Source organism: Photorhabdus kleinii (assembly GCF_025384885.1).
Classification (GTDB): domain Bacteria; phylum Pseudomonadota; class Gammaproteobacteria; order Enterobacterales; family Enterobacteriaceae; genus Photorhabdus; species Photorhabdus kayaii.
On the sequence record NZ_JAJAFY010000001.1, the window covers coordinates 1 to 15,677 of the forward strand.

14 protein-coding genes are annotated in these 15,677 nt (G+C 43.0%); 10 read left to right on the plus strand and 4 right to left on the minus strand.

Annotated elements, in window-relative coordinates:
* From LG003_RS00005 to LG003_RS00020, 4 genes are all read left to right on the plus strand, one after another.
* On the plus strand, nt 1–1,762 hold a 1,762-nt coding region (locus tag LG003_RS00005; protein WP_262979908.1), incomplete at its 5' end, for a VENN motif pre-toxin domain-containing protein.
* Nucleotides 1,752–1,991 carry a hypothetical protein gene (locus LG003_RS00010; RefSeq protein ID WP_262979909.1) on the plus strand — a complete coding sequence of 80 codons (240 nt, stop codon included), beginning with the start codon at nt 1,752–1,754 and terminating at the stop codon, nt 1,989–1,991. The genes LG003_RS00005 and LG003_RS00010, both read left to right, overlap by 11 nt.
* 57 nt (nt 1,992–2,048) lie before the next feature.
* The gene (locus LG003_RS00015) at nt 2,049–2,246 is read left to right on the plus strand and encodes a polymorphic toxin type 25 domain-containing protein (RefSeq protein ID WP_112879549.1); all 198 of its coding nucleotides are present in this window, start codon (nt 2,049–2,051) and stop codon (nt 2,244–2,246) included.
* A gap of 2 nt (nt 2,247–2,248) precedes the next feature.
* Nucleotides 2,249–2,638 carry a hypothetical protein gene (locus tag LG003_RS00020; protein WP_112879550.1) on the plus strand — a complete coding sequence of 130 codons (390 nt, stop codon included), beginning with the start codon at nt 2,249–2,251 and terminating at the stop codon, nt 2,636–2,638.
* A gap of 93 nt (nt 2,639–2,731) precedes the next feature.
* Here the strand turns inward: LG003_RS00020 and LG003_RS00025 are convergent, their stop codons facing one another.
* Nucleotides 2,732–3,577, minus strand: a complete 846-nt coding sequence (locus tag LG003_RS00025) for a TauD/TfdA family dioxygenase (protein WP_112879551.1) — start codon at nt 3,575–3,577, stop codon at nt 2,732–2,734.
* 12 nt (nt 3,578–3,589) lie between these two features.
* The gene (pvcA, locus tag LG003_RS00030; RefSeq protein ID WP_112879563.1) at nt 3,590–4,567 is read right to left on the minus strand and encodes an L-tyrosine isonitrile synthase; all 978 of its coding nucleotides are present in this window, start codon (nt 4,565–4,567) and stop codon (nt 3,590–3,592) included.
* 439 nt (nt 4,568–5,006) lie between these two features.
* Here pvcA and LG003_RS00035 point away from each other — a divergent pair, with 439 nt between their 5' ends.
* Nucleotides 5,007–5,135, plus strand: a complete 129-nt coding sequence (locus LG003_RS00035; protein WP_262979910.1) for a hypothetical protein — start codon at nt 5,007–5,009, stop codon at nt 5,133–5,135.
* A 100-nt stretch (nt 5,136–5,235) separates the two neighbouring features.
* Here LG003_RS00035 and mfd read toward each other — a convergent pair whose 3' ends face one another.
* The gene (gene mfd, locus LG003_RS00040; RefSeq protein ID WP_262979911.1) at nt 5,236–8,682 is read right to left on the minus strand and encodes a transcription-repair coupling factor; all 3,447 of its coding nucleotides are present in this window, start codon (nt 8,680–8,682) and stop codon (nt 5,236–5,238) included.
* Nucleotides 8,683–8,879: 197 nt separating this feature from the next.
* Between mfd and lolC the strand changes: the two genes are divergently transcribed.
* The 5 genes from lolC to pepT all read left to right on the plus strand — a co-directional run bounded on the left by lolC (nt 8,880) and on the right by pepT (nt 14,290).
* On the plus strand, nt 8,880–10,082 hold the full coding sequence (gene lolC / locus LG003_RS00045; RefSeq protein ID WP_262979912.1) for a lipoprotein-releasing ABC transporter permease subunit LolC: 1,203 nt from the start codon (nt 8,880–8,882) through the stop codon (nt 10,080–10,082).
* On the plus strand, nt 10,075–10,779 hold the full coding sequence (gene lolD / locus LG003_RS00050) for a lipoprotein-releasing ABC transporter ATP-binding protein LolD (protein WP_112879554.1): 705 nt from the start codon (nt 10,075–10,077) through the stop codon (nt 10,777–10,779). Before lolC ends, lolD begins: the two co-directional genes overlap by 8 nt.
* Complete coding sequence (lolE, locus tag LG003_RS00055; RefSeq protein ID WP_262979913.1) at nt 10,779–12,026, plus strand: lipoprotein-releasing ABC transporter permease subunit LolE; 1,248 nt, start codon at nt 10,779–10,781, stop codon at nt 12,024–12,026. The genes lolD and lolE overlap by 1 nt, the downstream gene beginning before the upstream one ends.
* A 91-nt stretch (nt 12,027–12,117) precedes the next feature.
* Complete coding sequence (gene cobB, locus LG003_RS00060; RefSeq protein WP_112879556.1) at nt 12,118–12,969, plus strand: Sir2 family NAD+-dependent deacetylase; 852 nt, start codon at nt 12,118–12,120, stop codon at nt 12,967–12,969.
* Between the two features lie 55 nt (nt 12,970–13,024).
* Nucleotides 13,025–14,290 (plus strand): peptidase T, encoded by a 1,266-nt coding sequence (gene pepT / locus LG003_RS00065; RefSeq protein ID WP_112879558.1) that lies wholly within the window; start codon nt 13,025–13,027, stop codon nt 14,288–14,290.
* Between the two features lie 265 nt (nt 14,291–14,555).
* Here the strand turns inward: pepT and LG003_RS00070 are convergent, their stop codons facing one another.
* Complete coding sequence (locus LG003_RS00070) at nt 14,556–15,677, minus strand: ribosomal protein uL16 3-hydroxylase (protein WP_112879559.1); 1,122 nt, start codon at nt 15,675–15,677, stop codon at nt 14,556–14,558.

The following is a 15,677-nucleotide window of genomic DNA, read 5'->3' on the forward strand; positions in this document are numbered from 1 at the left end:
GACCGGGCTGTTTGCCGGCAAAGGCGGCTATCAGGTTAACGTCGGCGACCACACCCAACTGGACGGTGCGGTGATAGCGAGTCAAGCTGACAAAGCCAAAAACACCCTCAACACCGGAACACTGGGTTTTAAAGATATTCAAAATAAAGCGGACTTTACTGTCGAACAGCAGAGTGCGGGCGTCAGCCTCGGTCAACCAACCACCGGTCAGGTGCTGAATAATCTGGCGGTCAATGCGCTGACAGGCTCAAATAATCAGGGCCATGACAGCAGTATCACGCATGCCGCGGTCAGTGACGGCAACCTGATTATTCGGGACAAAGCGCACCAAACGCAGGATATCGCGAACTTAAGCCGTGATACCGATAATGCGGCCAATGTCTTGAGTCCGATATTTGATAAGGAAAAAGAACAGCAGCGGCTGAAACAGGCGCAACTGATTGGCGAACTCAGCGCCCAGATGACCGAGATAGCCGGGACGGAAGGGAAAATTATCGCCACCCAGGCGGCGAAAGCGAAACTCAATCATATCAGTGAACAGGACAAAGCCGATGCCAGAGAAAAGTTGGTTAACCGGGGCAATAAACACCCAACGCCGGCGGATATCAACCAACAAATTTATGACACGGCTTACACGCAAGCGCTGAATGACTCCGGCCTGGGGACCGGCGGCAAATATCAGAAAGCGTTACAGGCGGCCACGGCAGCGATTCAGGGCCTGGCGGGGAATAATCTCGGTCAGGCGCTGGCCGGCGGCGCGTCGCCGTATCTGGCCGGGGTGATAAAAGCGCTGACCACCGACCCACAAACCCATCAGGTGGATATCGCCACCAATACGCTGGCCCATGCGATTTTAGGCGCGGTAGCGGCGGAAGTCAGTGGTAACAACGCTTTGGCGGGAGCAGCCGGTGCCGCTTCCGGTGAACTGGCCGCACAGGTACTGATTAAGCAACTTTATGGCGACGGGGCCAAAGTCAGTGAGTTAACGGAGGAGCAGAAGCAAACTATCAGCACCCTTTCTACCCTGGCAGCCGGGCTGGCAGGCGGCATTGCCGGTGACTCTACCGGGAGCGCCGTTACCGGGGCCCAGGCAGGGAAGAATGCGACGGACAATAATGCACTGAGTTTGCCAAAAGGGATGGCGGATTACGGTCGGTCAGCATCAAGTCTGGCTACCGCTATGTCAAATAAAGGTCAATCCTCTCAAGAGATTTCAGCGGCATTGTCAAAACATGCCAAAGGGGATCACCCGGAAGGACAAGATCCAGTAAGAGGGTTGGTAACGGCATGGGGAGTTGGTGCTTCTGCTGTAGGAGGGACTATAGTTGCCCCTATTGCTGGGGCTGCGGCAGTAATTGGTGGCGGCATTTTAGGAGGAGCAACAGATGCCACCAAACAGCTTTTAACGTTGAAGCCAGGAGAAAATTATAGTGCAACAGATACACTGATAGCGGTAGGAACAGGCGCATTAACTCAAGGTAAAGGAACACTATTTAGCACTCTTGTTAATACAGGAGGCGCTTATTTAGGAAGTAAAGTTAAAGGAGAAGATCCTACAACCTCAATGTTAAGTAATGCAGTTGGTACTGTAATTGGTAATAAAGTGGGGGGTAAGTTTACCAATGCAATGCTTTCTAAAGGTTATTCTAATAAAGCTTCCGAGGTTGGTGGGACAATTATCGGAAATTATGCTGGAACTGCAACAGATTACATTGCAGAAGAAGGAGCAAAGAAAACACAAGGAAGAAAAAATGGACAATAAAAGGGGCATTATTTTTAGACTAAAACAATTTATCTATCTAGTATTGGGGTGGGGAATGATTTTTTCAGTATGTTGTATGATTAGTATTCCTTTAACGTACCTTATTATCTTTTTTAAAGAAGGGTATTTTCTTTTAGATATTCAACCAGCTATTAATGGATTAAAATTCAGTATAAAAGTAGGCGGTAGTGGTGGGGCAATATTTGGATTTTTTATTTATTTAGTCTAATACAAGAATTTTGCAAGAAAATTTCTTCATTAAACAAAAACAAGGAGGAGAAATAAAATGTCTATTGTGGAAAATAATGCTCTTGGCGATGGTTCATTTGGAATATCAGCAGGAAAAGATGGAATAGGTGTATCACTTGGTGTAGGGCCTTCAATTGGCTGGGGTGGTATTTCAAGGGAAACTCCATTAGGTGAAACAGACATGAATGGCAAAGTTGGCACTGAAATATATAAACATGAGTTTAAGGATAAATGAGCATGATTGTATATATTCCGTTTATTTTGATGGTTTTGAGTCTGTTGGGGTTTCTTGCCTGCTTCATCTATTTTGGCTTGAGCAGAAAAGTTTCACTAAGAAGTGTAAAATCTCCATTGCTATTTTTTGATTTTTGTTTTTTTAATAAAAACAAACTTGCTAATTTTTCCATGATGATATTATTTATTGTTTATATATCTGGAATTTGGTTTGAATTTATTAAAAATGGAAGCTTAATTTCCTTTACTGGCTATTTTATTGGAGTATTTGCAATTCTTGTTTTTTTTATTCATTGCAGATTTTTCTCAAAAATAAAATTTGCACATAGAAATAATATTGAATTCATAAAAGAGTTTGTTTTTGAAATTGAAATAAGTGGTGGATTCGATTAATAAATGCAATTTTCCGTAAAGATAGTCATTTGACTTCCAATATATTGCAGTGGAAGTCAAATAATCTTTCTGGTTCTTCGTTGTATAATAATACTATGATCTTAACGCCTGATTATTAAATACCGGATTAGATTGAATATGGATTCTCTGTAAATGCCGTTCTGATTTGGAAGTAAATCCTTCACGTCCATGTAGCAGAGAGAAATTATCCACAATCACCAGATCACCTTTTTTCCATGCATGAGCATATAAATGGCGCTTATCATATAATATATTGATAAAATCTTGTTGAAATTCTGCTACTTGATCAGGGCTGATATTATGATATTCAATAGCATGTTTATTTAGGAATTTTTCTCCATCTACTGCCGGTTCGTTATATCTGATAACGAATCCGTTTCTGTCCGGATGTTCTTCCACTAAAGGAGAGTGAACTTCCCCACCATAATGAGTGACTTTATTAATGCGGTAAGTAATCGATATATTCTTCCACTGTTCTAATTGCTGTTGAGTAGCATTAGCAACAACACGACGAGTATTGACAAAGGTTGTCCTGCCCCCTTGGTCGCTTTCAGGTGCGTGGGCGCAATGGAACATAATAAATTCGGGAATTGTTGGTTTATACATGCCATCCCAGTGCAACGGCATATAGCTGTTATCAAAAACGTGATCGGTAGCATCTTGATGTTCACGAACATCTAAAATAGCACCAAACGGCCACATCATTATTTCTCCCCAATTACGGGCATATTCTTCATATTTTTCGTGATCAGATAAATCAGATTTAAAACCACGTAATATAAGCAGATGGTGTTTTCTAGCCAGTTCTTTCAGTTGTTCCACTGATAAAGTATCAATATGTTGATCGGAAAATTGAGGCGTAATTTTTAAACCAAAAGGGGTTATTTCTTCTGTCTGAAAGCTATTTAATTCTGTCATCGCTATTTTCCTTCAAATTACATAGTGACTGGGTTTTCCATGAATATTTACTAATTTTCCGCCCATCATCTGAACTTCTTTATGTTTCATAAGTATAAATTGCCCATTTACATTGGCTGCGACACCATGCCAAGGGGTTAACCAATCATCCCGGGTTGGCATCATATGAATACCAAATTTAATACTGTCTGCTGGCTGAGGATGAATAGATAAACGTATGGCTTTTGGAAAATGAGTATCTAATAAACTTCCCCACGCCCAACTTCGTTGAATAACACCGATGGCTCTTTGTTTGGCATCTTTTTGTAGGGCATTATTTGATCCGGTATAGCCGGGTAATAAGCTGTCTTCATATAAGAAACGGGTGACTGCGCGATATAGTTGTAATCCATCACTATTTTGCAACAGTTCATCTTTGATAGATTCTTCCGAACGGGCATAATGTCTGACTAACATCTGTCTCTGTAAATTGAAATCATCACTATGTTCGCAGAGTTCTTTATCGTCGTTAAGGTTAAATGTGCTTAAATTGATAGCACCCACTTCATGAAGTAATTGTTTAATATCTTCATGATATTGACTGATAACATTATCACTGACACGAATCAGATCACCAAAGACATGACCATCAGAGCAAATAATAATGCGAGCGCCTGGCGGATAATAAAGCTGAATACGCTGGCAAAGAGAATTAAGAAAAATCAAAGACAAGCGTTCTGCCATATCAGGGGAAGTACCAAGTACTTTATTTCTGTTTGGTGACTTGGTTGGGAATGCCGGTAAAATGAATTCGATAGGTTTATTATTCCTGATGAAGTATTCAATTCTAGGTAATTGTACAGATTTAATAATATTTTCTTCTTTAACGGAATCTCTCCCTAGATCAGTAAGACGCCTGCGATATTGCAACAGTTCGTGCAGAATCTGCATAGAAATATTATTAAAGGAAATACTCTCGGAAGTAATATTATTATCGGTAACACTTTGCATCATTATGGTTTCCATACTTGTTGTCATATCTATTCTTTGATTTCTTTAAAAATAGATAAACAGCATTTTCACTAATTGGTATAGGCGAAGTGTAGAATAATGCAATTAAAAAATAATATAATATTTGAGAATATCTAATAATCTATTTAACAATAAACAATATGTTTGAATATGATTTATATAGTTAATCAATATATTTGATTGATTGTTACATTAAGGTACTGTTTGGCAAGACTATTAGGATATAAGGGATCTGGTACGACCACTATAGTAAAATATCCTTAAAACTAAATTAGTGTAGGTAAAATGGATCGGTTGATAATTTCATATTGGCAATTTTTTCTGAAATTTATCTTAAATAAAGTGGGTAAGGCCTTTTCCTTTACTTACTAATATATTTATGAAAATTATAAAACCTAGTATTTTATAAGGAAAAATTATGACTTTAATGAAAGAAGAGATCATTAAAGTAAAAGGTAAATTACTGCATGAGGTTGATAATAAAGGCTATTATTATAATTATGATCATATCCGGTTATTATTTTACGAAAACCAAGTTTACCCTTAATTACCTATGCTCCCGGGGATTCACTCCCATGCCATCGCGATGCATCTTCAAATCTACTCCCCCACAGACTGACAATCAATCATAGGGGAAGTGAAGTGACTTAAGAGCAGATTGGATGATGTTCAAAAGTATCAAGTAATTGCTGAATGAATTCTAGGCGTGTCGTTCTTTCGTTCAGGTCAGTAATGAATTTCAGTTTAGCGGGGCCGTCCAAGCGATAAATTTCAGGTTGTTTTTGTAACAGGCCGATAAGATAAGTTGGATCAACTTTATTTTCCTCACTAAACTCGATAAACCCTCCTTTTTCATGGGCTTCTATTCGTTTAATACCTAATTTCTGAGCTAACAGGCGAATGGCTGCTGATTGTAATAAGTGGCGCCCCGGATCAGGTAATATGCCGAACCGGTCTATCAATTCAACCTTCAATTCTGCTAATTCTGATGCGTTTTTGGCGCTGGCAATACGTTTATAAAAAGACAAACGCATATTGACATCAGGAATATAATCATCAGGTAACAAAATAGGCATCCGCAATTCAACGTCAGTTTGACTATTGCTTAAGTCTTCAAGTGAAGGTTCACGACCTGCTTTTAATGCATTGACTGCACTTTCCAGTAGCTCCATATAGAGTGTGAAGCCAATAGTTGTCATCTGACCACTTTGTTCTTCACCGAGAAGTTCACCGGCTCCGCGGATCTCAAGGTCATGAGTTGCCAGTGCAAAACCCGCACCTAAATCTTCAAGGGAGGCGATAGCTTCCAGACGTTTGTGTGCATCGGCTGTCATTGCTTTCGGATGTGGTGTCAGCAGGTAAGCATAAGCCTGATGGTGAGAACGTCCGACACGCCCCCGCAATTGATGCAGTTGGGCTAGGCCAAAATGGTCAGCACGTTCAATAATGATGGTATTGGCGCTTGGAATATCGATGCCTGTCTCAATAATGGTGGTACAAATCAGAACATTAAATCGTTGATGATGGAAATCGGTCATCACCCGTTCCAAATCCCGTTCACGCATCTGCCCATGCCCAATGGCGATCCGTGCTTCTGGTACTAATTCTTCAAGACGCAGCTTCGCTTTCTCAATATTTTCAACATCATTATAGAGGTAGTAGACTTGACCACCGCGCAAAACTTCACGCAGTATGGCTTCTCGTACCACCAAACTGTCATACTCGCGCACGAAAGTTTTGACGGCCAGACGGCGAGCGGGCGGGGTCGAAATAATTGAGAGATCCCGCATACTACTCATTGCCATATTGAGCGTTCGTGGAATTGGGGTTGCGGTGAGGGTCAGAATATCGACATCGGCACGCATGGCTTTGATCTGCTCTTTGTGGCGAACACCAAACCGGTGCTCTTCATCGACAATTAACAAACCAAGGTCTTTCCAGCGCAAGTCGCTTTGTAGCAGTTTATGTGTACCAATAATAATATCGACTTTACCTTCGGCTGCCATTTCAACGATTTGTTGCTGTTCCTTGGCGCTGCGGAAACGGGATATCATCTCAATACGTACAGGCCAATTAGCAAAACGGTCGCGGAAATTATCAAAATGTTGCTGAGCCAGCAGTGTTGTCGGAACCAGGACTGCCACTTGCTTGTCATTATGGACTGCCAGAAATGCGGAGCGCATTGCAACTTCGGTTTTGCCAAAGCCTACATCACCGCAAATTAAGCGATCCATAGCGACTGGCTGACACATATCATTCAGAACTGCGTTAATTGCCTGTTCCTGATCTGGAGTCGTTTCAAATGGAAAGCTTTGACAGAATAATTGATATTGTTCCCAATCATGTTTAAACGCAAATCCTGGTTTTACGGCGCGGTGAGCATAAATGTCAAGCAACTCCGCAGCCACATCGCGTACTTTTTCGGCAGCTTTCTGGCGGGCTTTGTTCCATGCCTCTCCGCCCAATTTATGTAATGGGGCATTTTCATCAGCACCACCTGCGTAGCGGCTGATCAAATGCAGGGAAGAGACCGGAACATAAAGTTTGTCGTTACCAGCATAACTTAAGATCAGATATTCAGCTTTGATACCACCTGCTTCTAGCGTAGTTAGCCCTTGGTAACGGCCAACGCCATGTTCCAAATGGACCACTGGCTGGCTGGGGCGTAATTCTGCAAGGTTACGGATCAGGGTATCGGTGTTAATCGTGCGGCGGGTATCTTGACGGCGGCGAACAACACGTTCACCAAGCATGTCGCTTTCACAGATTAGAGCCAGCTCATTCTTTGTATCGATAAAACCATGTTCAGCGGCACCAATCATCAAAAAGTGACCTGGCTGTTGTGCTTGATGCAATTTGCTGATTTTAATGGGTTTAATCTTTATTCGTGACAATAATTCCTGTAACGTTTCTTTCCGTCCTTCACTCTCAACAGAGAAAATAACGCGGCCACTGAATTGTTCAAGGAAACGGCGAAGCTTATCCAGAGGTGCTTTATTTTGCGCAACAACGGAGAGATCAGGCAGCAGTTGATAATCAAGATTTACGTGACTCGCTTTTTTGCTCAATTCTTCTGCTTTAAGTTGAATGCGGGGCCAGTTTTTTAGCGCTGAGAATAAATTATCAGCCGGAAGCCAAAGCTCTTCTGGGGGTAAGAGAGGGCGCATTGGGTCAATTTTACGGCTCTCAAAGCGTTGTTGGATGTCCTGCCAAAAACGTTCAGCGGAATGGTTTATTTCTTGACTGATAAGCAAGGTGTTGTCGGGTAGATAATCAAACAATGAAGGCAAGGGTTGGCTAAAAAACAACGGTTGCCAGTATTCTATCCCGGCCGGTAACGTACCTTTACTGACTTGCTGATAAATATGCTCATTGTCACGACGGACTTCAAAACGTTCCCGCCACTGGCTGCGAAACAGTTCAATAGTCTCTTTATCTGTTGGGAATTCATGAGCAGGCAGTAGGTTGATTTGTTTAACCTCAGTCAGCGTACGTTGGCTGTCAACATCGAAAATGCGTAAGCTATCGATTTCATCATCGAAAAAATCAATACGATAGGGATGCTCACTTCCCATTGGGAAAAGATCAAGTAATGAGCCACGAGTAGCAAATTCGCCGTGTTCAAGAACTTGTTCGACACTACGATAGCCAGCTTGTTCTAATTCAGTACGGAGTTTATCTCGTGAGAGCCTCTGATCTTTGTGCATGACTAGTGCATGCCCGTTAAGGTACTCATGAGGGCAAACCCGTTGCATTAAGGTATTTATCGGCAGGATTAAAACACCTTTGGTCATCGTCGGCAGACGGTAAAGTGTAGACAGACGGTTGGAAATGATTTCCTGATGAGGAGAGAAGCTGTCATATGGCAGTGTTTCCCAATCGGAAAGGAGATCAACAGAGCAGTCGGTAAACTGATGGATTTCATCATGCAGACGTAAGGCGTTTTGCATATCCTTGGTTATCAGTACGACAGGGCCTGGATGGCGTTCGACAATTTCAGCACACTCTACAGCGCAAGCAGCACCAGTAAGTTGGCCTAATTGACGGTTATCACCGCGACGTTCGGGAAGTTTATAACGATATTTTGAGGACATAGGCGTAAATGTGTTCTCTATGATTCAGTCCATTCCCAACAGGCTTTCGACACATAATGGTCTTCGAGTAAACACGCTGGCTGGTTGAGAGAAAATAAAAAAACCACAGAATCTGGATGTTGGTGGTTCCATAAAATATAACTACCCTTTATTATCCCCGAACACTTTGCTTTGGCAACAGGGGCGTAACAGATTTCATGTTTCAATCTGTCTCATTATTTATAGGTTTGCGGTATATGCGTGGTCGGGCGGCTGATAAATTTGGTCGGTTTGTTTCCTGGCTGTCAGCAATTGGCATTACTCTCGGTGTTGCCGCATTAATTACAGTATTGTCCGTGATGAATGGTTTTGAGCGTTCGCTGGAAACCAGTATTCTTGGCTTTATGCCACAGGCGGTTGTGACGTCGGTAAATGGCTCGCTAGACCCAAAAACACATCCTGCCAGTGAACTTGCGGATCTAAAGCAGGTTAACAGGATTACGCCATTGGTGATGGGTGATGTGGTATTGCAAAGCGCCCGGAATGTCGGTGTTGGTGTAATGTTGGGTATCGCTTTTGATGAATATGAACCGCTGACTGAATATTTAACCGGCGCTTATCGTCATCAACTTGCACCCGGTAGCTACAATGCTATTTTGGGCGAAAGAGTCGCCGGGGAGCTTGGAGTAAAACGCGGTGATCGCATTCGCCTGATGGTACCTGGCGCAAGTCAGTTGACACCAATGGGGCGTATTCCCAGTCAGCGTCTATTTACTGTTATTGGCACTTTTGCGTCTAATAGCGAAGTCGATGGCACACAGATTCTGGTTAATCAGCAAGATGCTGCCCGTCTGATGCGCTATCCGCCAGGTCACATTACTGGCTGGCGTCTCTATCTCTCAGAACCATTGGCTGTAGATAGTTTGAGCTTACAAACCCTACCAGAAGGGTTGTTGTGGAAGGATTGGCGCGAACGTAAAGGTGAGTTTTTCCAAGCGGTCAGGATGGAAAAAAATATGATGGGCTTATTGTTAAGCCTGATTATTGCCGTGGCTGCATTCAATATCATCACTTCGCTTGGTTTACTGGTAATGGAAAAACAGGGAGAAGTGGCGATTTTGCAGACACAGGGACTGGTACGTCGTCAGGTTATGGCGATTTTTATGATCCAGGGAGCGGGAGCCGGGATCATCGGCACTTTACTGGGAACTGGGCTTGGTGTTCTGCTTTCCAGTCAGCTTAATAACTTAATGCCACTTATTGGCTTATTGACCTCAGGTGTTGAGTTGCCTGTTGCCATTGAGCCGCTACAGGTTGCTACAATCGCAATTTCAGCGATGGCGATTGCCCTATTGTCTACGTTATATCCTTCCTGGCGTGCTGCTGCCATCCAACCTGCTGAGGCTTTGCGTTATGAATAATCAACCACTATTGTTGTGTAATAATCTGTGTAAAAAATACCAGGAAGGTCAAGTACTGACTGAAGTGCTGAAAAATGTCACTTTTGCTATCAATCAGAGTGAAATGATGGCGATTGTGGGAAGTTCCGGCTCAGGTAAGAGTACGCTTCTGCATTTGCTTGGTGGGTTGGATACACCGACTTCTGGTGAAGTCCTTTTTAAAGGGCGCTCGTTGAATAAAATGTCCTCCGGAGCCAGGGCAGAACTGCGAAATCATGAATTGGGCTTTATTTATCAGTTTCACCATCTGTTGCCAGATTTTAATGCGATCGAGAATGTCGCTATGCCACTGTTAATTGGCGGTAAAAATCGCAGTCAGGTACAGAAGAAAGCATTCGAAATGCTGGCGGCTGTTGGTTTGGAGAAGCGCGCTCATCACCGTCCATCAGAATTGTCAGGGGGGGAACGCCAGCGTGTGGCAATTGCCAGAGCGTTGGTTAATGAACCTTCTTTAGTTTTAGCGGATGAACCTACCGGTAACCTCGATTTACGTAATGCAGATAGTATCTTTGCATTACTGGGTGAGCTTAACCGGCAGCAAGGCACGGCATTTCTGGTTGTCACCCATGATTTGAATCTTGCCGGCAGATTAAATCGTCAGGTGGAGATGCGTGATGGTTATTTACAGGATGAATTGACCGTGACGGGAGCGTTGTAATGGCGAATTTGCCTCTCTCTTTGATCACTGCCTTGCGATTTAGTCGCGGGCGTCGCCGGGGCGGTATGGTCTCTCTGATTTCTGTGATTTCTACGCTAGGGATTATGCTTGGTGTCGCTGTTCTCATTATTGGTCTAAGTGCCATGAATGGTTTTGAACGAGAATTGAGAAACCGCATCCTTTCTGTTGTTCCTCATGGTGAAATTTATACGGTTCATCAGCCTTTTGAACAGTGGCAGCCTGCATTGGAACGGGTAAAAAACACTATCGGTGTGGTTGCTGCTTCACCTTATATTACTTTCACTGGATTGATGGAAAAAGGCGTCAGCTTGCATGCGGTTCAGGTGAAAGGGGTTGATTTAACCACTGAGGCTCAGGTCAGCTCATTACCTCAATTTGTACAAGATAATGCTTGGCAAAATTTTCAGGCGGGTCATCAACAGGTCATTCTGGGGCAGGGAGTCGCTAATGCCTTGAAGGTTAAACAGGGTGACTGGCTGACTGTTATGATCCCGAACAATGATCCCGAAATGAAATTGTTGCAACCAAAACGGATTCGTTTACAAGTTAGCGGAATTTTTCGATTGAGTGGTTTGCTTGATCATAGTTTGGCTTTGGTCCCTTTGGCCGATGCTCAACAATATTTGGATTATGGGCAAGGGATCACTGGCATTGCGATCAAGGTTGATGATGTGTTTGCCGCTGATCAACGAGTAAGGCTTGCCGGGGAAGCATCACAGGAATATGTCTATATCAGCAGTTGGATAAGAAATTATGGCTATATGTATCATGATATTCAGATGGTACGTAGCATTATGTATCTGGCGATGATTCTGGTGATTGGCGTGGCGTGTTTTAATATCGTTTCTACCCTGATTATGGCGGTAAAAGATAAAAGCAGTGATATTGCTATCCTGCGAACCCTCGGCGCTAAGGATAGGCAAATTAGAGCAGTTTTTCTCTGGTATGGGTTACTGACGGGGATGACGGGCAGTATTGCCGGTGCTATAGCTGGCGTGTTGGCATCACTGAATCTGACGGCGCTTATTCATGGGCTGGAAAAGCTGATCGGGCATCAATTTCTTTCCGGTGATGTTTACTTCATTGATTTCCTGCCATCTGAGTTACATGGCATGGATGTTCTGTATGTTCTGGCGACGGCTCTGATTCTGAGTTTATTAGCCAGTTGGTATCCGGCGAGACGAGCAAGTAGACTTGATCCGGCACGAATTTTAAGTGGAAAATAATTAATCTATTATTGGCATGAGCTAATCAAAACGTTATGGTATAAAAAATAGAAACCTAAGCAATATTTAAGAAATCTTGAAGGAAATCAGTATGCGAATTTGTCGTCGGCTTAGTCGGCTTGGTCGGCTTCGTAAGGTTAAGCGTTTGAGACAGCAGAGATTTCGTAGCCGGATTTTTTATAGGGATAATCGTTTGGCGATTAATATGAAAAAACCTTACATCGTGGTATTGACAGGAGCCGGTATTTCGGCTGAATCGGGTATTCGGACTTTCCGCTCCTCTGATGGGTTGTGGGAAGAACATCGGGTGGAAGATGTTGCTACACCTGAGGGATTTCAGAAGGATCCAGAATTGGTGCAGGCATTTTATAATGCCCGGCGTCATCAACTTCAGCAATCAGAAATAAAACCGAACGCAGCGCATTATGCTTTAGCCGCGCTGGAGCATGAGCTTGGCGATAATTTTTTGTTGATTACTCAGAATATCGATAATCTTCATGAGCGGGCGGGCAGCTATCGCACGGTGCATATGCATGGTGAGTTGTTCAAAATTCGTTGTTGCCAATCTGGGCAATTGTTTGAGTGGACAGACGATTTGACGATAGATGAACGTTGCCATTGTTGTCAGTTCCCCTCGCCATTGCGTCCACATGTTGTTTGGTTTGGTGAAATGCCTTTGGAGATGGAACGGATTTATTCTGCACTGGCTCAGGCAGATATTTTTATCGCTATCGGCACCTCTGGTCATGTTTATCCTGCGGCTGGATTTGTACATGAAGCTAAACTGGCAGGGGCGCACACGGTAGAGCTGAACCTGGAACCGAGTCAAGTAGAAAGTTTATTTGATGAAAAGCATTATGGACCAGCCAGTAAGATAGTAGATGAGTATGCTCGAAGGTTAATTGAGAGTATTAAAGAATTTAAAGCTGATTTGACGCAATAATTATTGTGTTTCTCTTCCTCATAATGGGTAACAAAATCCCCGGGGGAAGAGAATAATGGACAGATTACTAGAACGTTTTTTTAAATACATATCTTTTGATACTCAGTCAAAGCCGTCAGCAAAGACGATTCCCAGTAGTCATGGGCAGCTCGAACTCGCCAAAGCGCTGAAACAGGAGTTGATCGAATTAGGTTTTTCTAATGTGGTACAGGATGCTCATGGCTGTGTTATGGCAACATTACCTGCCAATACATCTTGGCCTGTACCTGCTATCGGTTTTATTGCTCACCTTGATACTTCACCTGATTTTTCTGGAAAAAATATAAGTCCACAAATGTTGGAAAATTATCGAGGTGGTGAAATTGCTCTGGGTGCGGGTAATGAAGTGTTATCGCCGGTTATGTTTCCTATCTTGCATAATATGTTGGGGAAAACCTTGATTACCACCGATGGTAAAACGCTGCTTGGTGCCGATGATAAAGCGGGTATTGCAGAAATCATTACTGCAATGGTTCGTCTGAAAAATAGCAATATCTTACATGGTGATATTCGAATTGCGTTTACGCCTGATGAGGAGATAGGTAAGGGAGCACGCTATTTTGATATTAATTCATTTGATGCTGAGTGGGCATACACCGTAGATGGTGGTGGTGTAGGTGAACTGGCATTTGAAAATTTCAATGCAGCGGTAGTAACCGTTAAGATTGTTGGTAATAATGTTCACTCTGGTAGTGCTAAAAATGTGATGATCAATGCCTTATCACTGGCGATCCATATCCATCAAGCATTGCCATCGGAAGAGACACCGGAACATACCGATGGATATGAAGGTTTCTATCATTTGCAACGTATTAAAGGCACGGTTGAGTGTGCTGAAATGCACTATATCATTCGTGATTTTGATCGGAATAACTTCGAAAAACGTAAAAAGAAGATGATTAAAATTGCTGAAAAAGTCGGTGAGGGGCTGCATCCGGGTTGTTATATCGAACTGACTATCGATGACAATTATTACAATATGCATGATGAAGTTATCAAATATCCGCATGTTATTGAGATTGCCAAACAAGCAATGCTGGATTGTAATATTGAACCCGTTATTAAACCGATTCGTGGTGGTACTAATGGCGCACAATTGTCGTTTCGTGGTTTACCTTGCCCGAATATATTCATGGGGGGGTATAATTATCATGGCAAACATGAATTTGTTTCGTTGGAAGGAATGGAGCAGGCTGTAAGTGTTGTCATACGTATTGCTGAATTAACCGCACTGTTGTCTAAAAAGTCGGAAATGAGTCAGGCGTTTTGCAGCACTAGTTAATTTGATCGGATATTAACGGCAAATCCGGGCGCTACAAGTTCTTAACAAACTGTGCGGAATTCTCCTTCCTGAATGCTAATTGAGAGCGAAGCGAACTTAAGAAGCCCCACTATAATCACTTGTGATTTAGTGGGGAGAGTTAGTCACCAGGCCGTGAGTTAATAACGAGTTTAGACGTTGAACAAATTAATGGCCTTTGATAACTATATTGAAATCAACATTATTGAAATCAACCTTATTGAAATTAACCTCTTGAGGTGAGGTATCAATCATTAAAGTACCAGTAACCACTATTGACCAATGCAGTGAGCAGTCTGATAAAACGAGCATCATCTATCGCTTCACCAAGCATTTCTGCATTAATTTCATAATGGCAGCAAAGAACATCAGCCGCTTTAATATGAGGTGTATCTATTAATTCACCGTTAACAAAGCACTGATCACCAACCCGGATAACCCGTAATCCGTTAAGGCGGTGGAGATTTTCACCTTGTTTCATTAATTCATAAATTTCATCACTTTCATAAGGTGGCTCTGGTGGAGCAATATCAAGTTCATGCCGTGACTGAGAGATGAATTCACCAAACCATTGCTGGAAAGTGTCAGGCTGTGCTAATAACTCGTTCATCATGGTGTGTAGCGCTGATAGTTCATGCGGTTGGACCAACGCTGGATTTTCTCGGAAAGTCAGATCGGGATCGCTATAACGATAGCTGCCTAAATCACTAGCCAGCACATAATCGGCGAAGCTACTGAACAGTTCACGGGAATTGGGGGCGCGGAAACCAACTGAATAATTTAGTGAATCTTCGATGGAATAACCTTCATGAGGAAATCCTGGTGGGATATAGAGAATATCACCTGGTTCCATCTCTTCGTCAATAACGGCATTAAAGGGATCGACCTGTAATAGATCGGGGTGAGGGCAGCGTTGTTCCATTGGTAGCTTTTTCCCAACGCGCCAGCGACGGCGGCCCATTCCTTGAATGATAAACACATCGTATTGATCTAGATGCGGACCAACACCACCACCGGGAACGGAGAAGGAGACCATCAGATCATCTATCCGCCAGTCAGATAATACGCGGAATGGTTGCATTAATGCGGCGGAAGGATGGTGCCAGTGATTAACCGCTTGTACCAGCAGCGACCACTCTTTTTCACCTAAATGATCGTAACTTTCGAATGGACCATGAGAGACATCCCAACGGCCATTTTTCTGGCTGACCAGACGGCAGTCAACTTCATTTTCCATAGCCAGCCCCGCGAGTTCATCGGGAGTGAGGGGATCAATGAATTGACGGAAGCCTTGTTTAATCAGTAAAGGCCGTTTTTGCCAATGATTATGCAAAAATGCCTGCCAGTCCAGATTCAACTGATAGTCCAT

Excerpts from the sequence above, each read along its gene's own strand:
- LG003_RS00010 (WP_262979909.1), top strand. The coding sequence starts at position 1,752 with ATGGACAATAAAAGGGGCATTATTTTTAGACTAAAACAATTTATCTAT.
- LG003_RS00015 (WP_112879549.1), top strand. The coding sequence starts at position 2,049 with ATGTCTATTGTGGAAAATAATGCTCTTGGCGATGGTTCATTTGGAATA.
- LG003_RS00020 (WP_112879550.1), top strand. The coding sequence starts at position 2,249 with ATGATTGTATATATTCCGTTTATTTTGATGGTTTTGAGTCTGTTGGGG.
- LG003_RS00025 (WP_112879551.1), bottom strand. The coding sequence starts at position 3,577 with ATGACAGAATTAAATAGCTTTCAGACAGAAGAAATAACCCCTTTTGGT.
- pvcA (WP_112879563.1), bottom strand. The coding sequence starts at position 4,567 with ATGCAAAGTGTTACCGATAATAATATTACTTCCGAGAGTATTTCCTTT.
- LG003_RS00035 (WP_262979910.1), top strand. The coding sequence starts at position 5,007 with ATGACTTTAATGAAAGAAGAGATCATTAAAGTAAAAGGTAAATTACTG.
- mfd (WP_262979911.1), bottom strand. The coding sequence starts at position 8,682 with ATGTCCTCAAAATATCGTTATAAACTTCCCGAACGTCGCGGTGATAAC.
- lolC (WP_262979912.1), top strand. The coding sequence starts at position 8,880 with ATGTTTCAATCTGTCTCATTATTTATAGGTTTGCGGTATATGCGTGGT.
- lolD (WP_112879554.1), top strand. The coding sequence starts at position 10,075 with ATGAATAATCAACCACTATTGTTGTGTAATAATCTGTGTAAAAAATAC.
- lolE (WP_262979913.1), top strand. The coding sequence starts at position 10,779 with ATGGCGAATTTGCCTCTCTCTTTGATCACTGCCTTGCGATTTAGTCGC.
- cobB (WP_112879556.1), top strand. The coding sequence starts at position 12,118 with ATGCGAATTTGTCGTCGGCTTAGTCGGCTTGGTCGGCTTCGTAAGGTT.
- pepT (WP_112879558.1), top strand. The coding sequence starts at position 13,025 with ATGGACAGATTACTAGAACGTTTTTTTAAATACATATCTTTTGATACT.
- LG003_RS00070 (WP_112879559.1), bottom strand. The coding sequence starts at position 15,677 with ATGGACTATCAGTTGAATCTGGACTGGCAGGCATTTTTGCATAATCAT.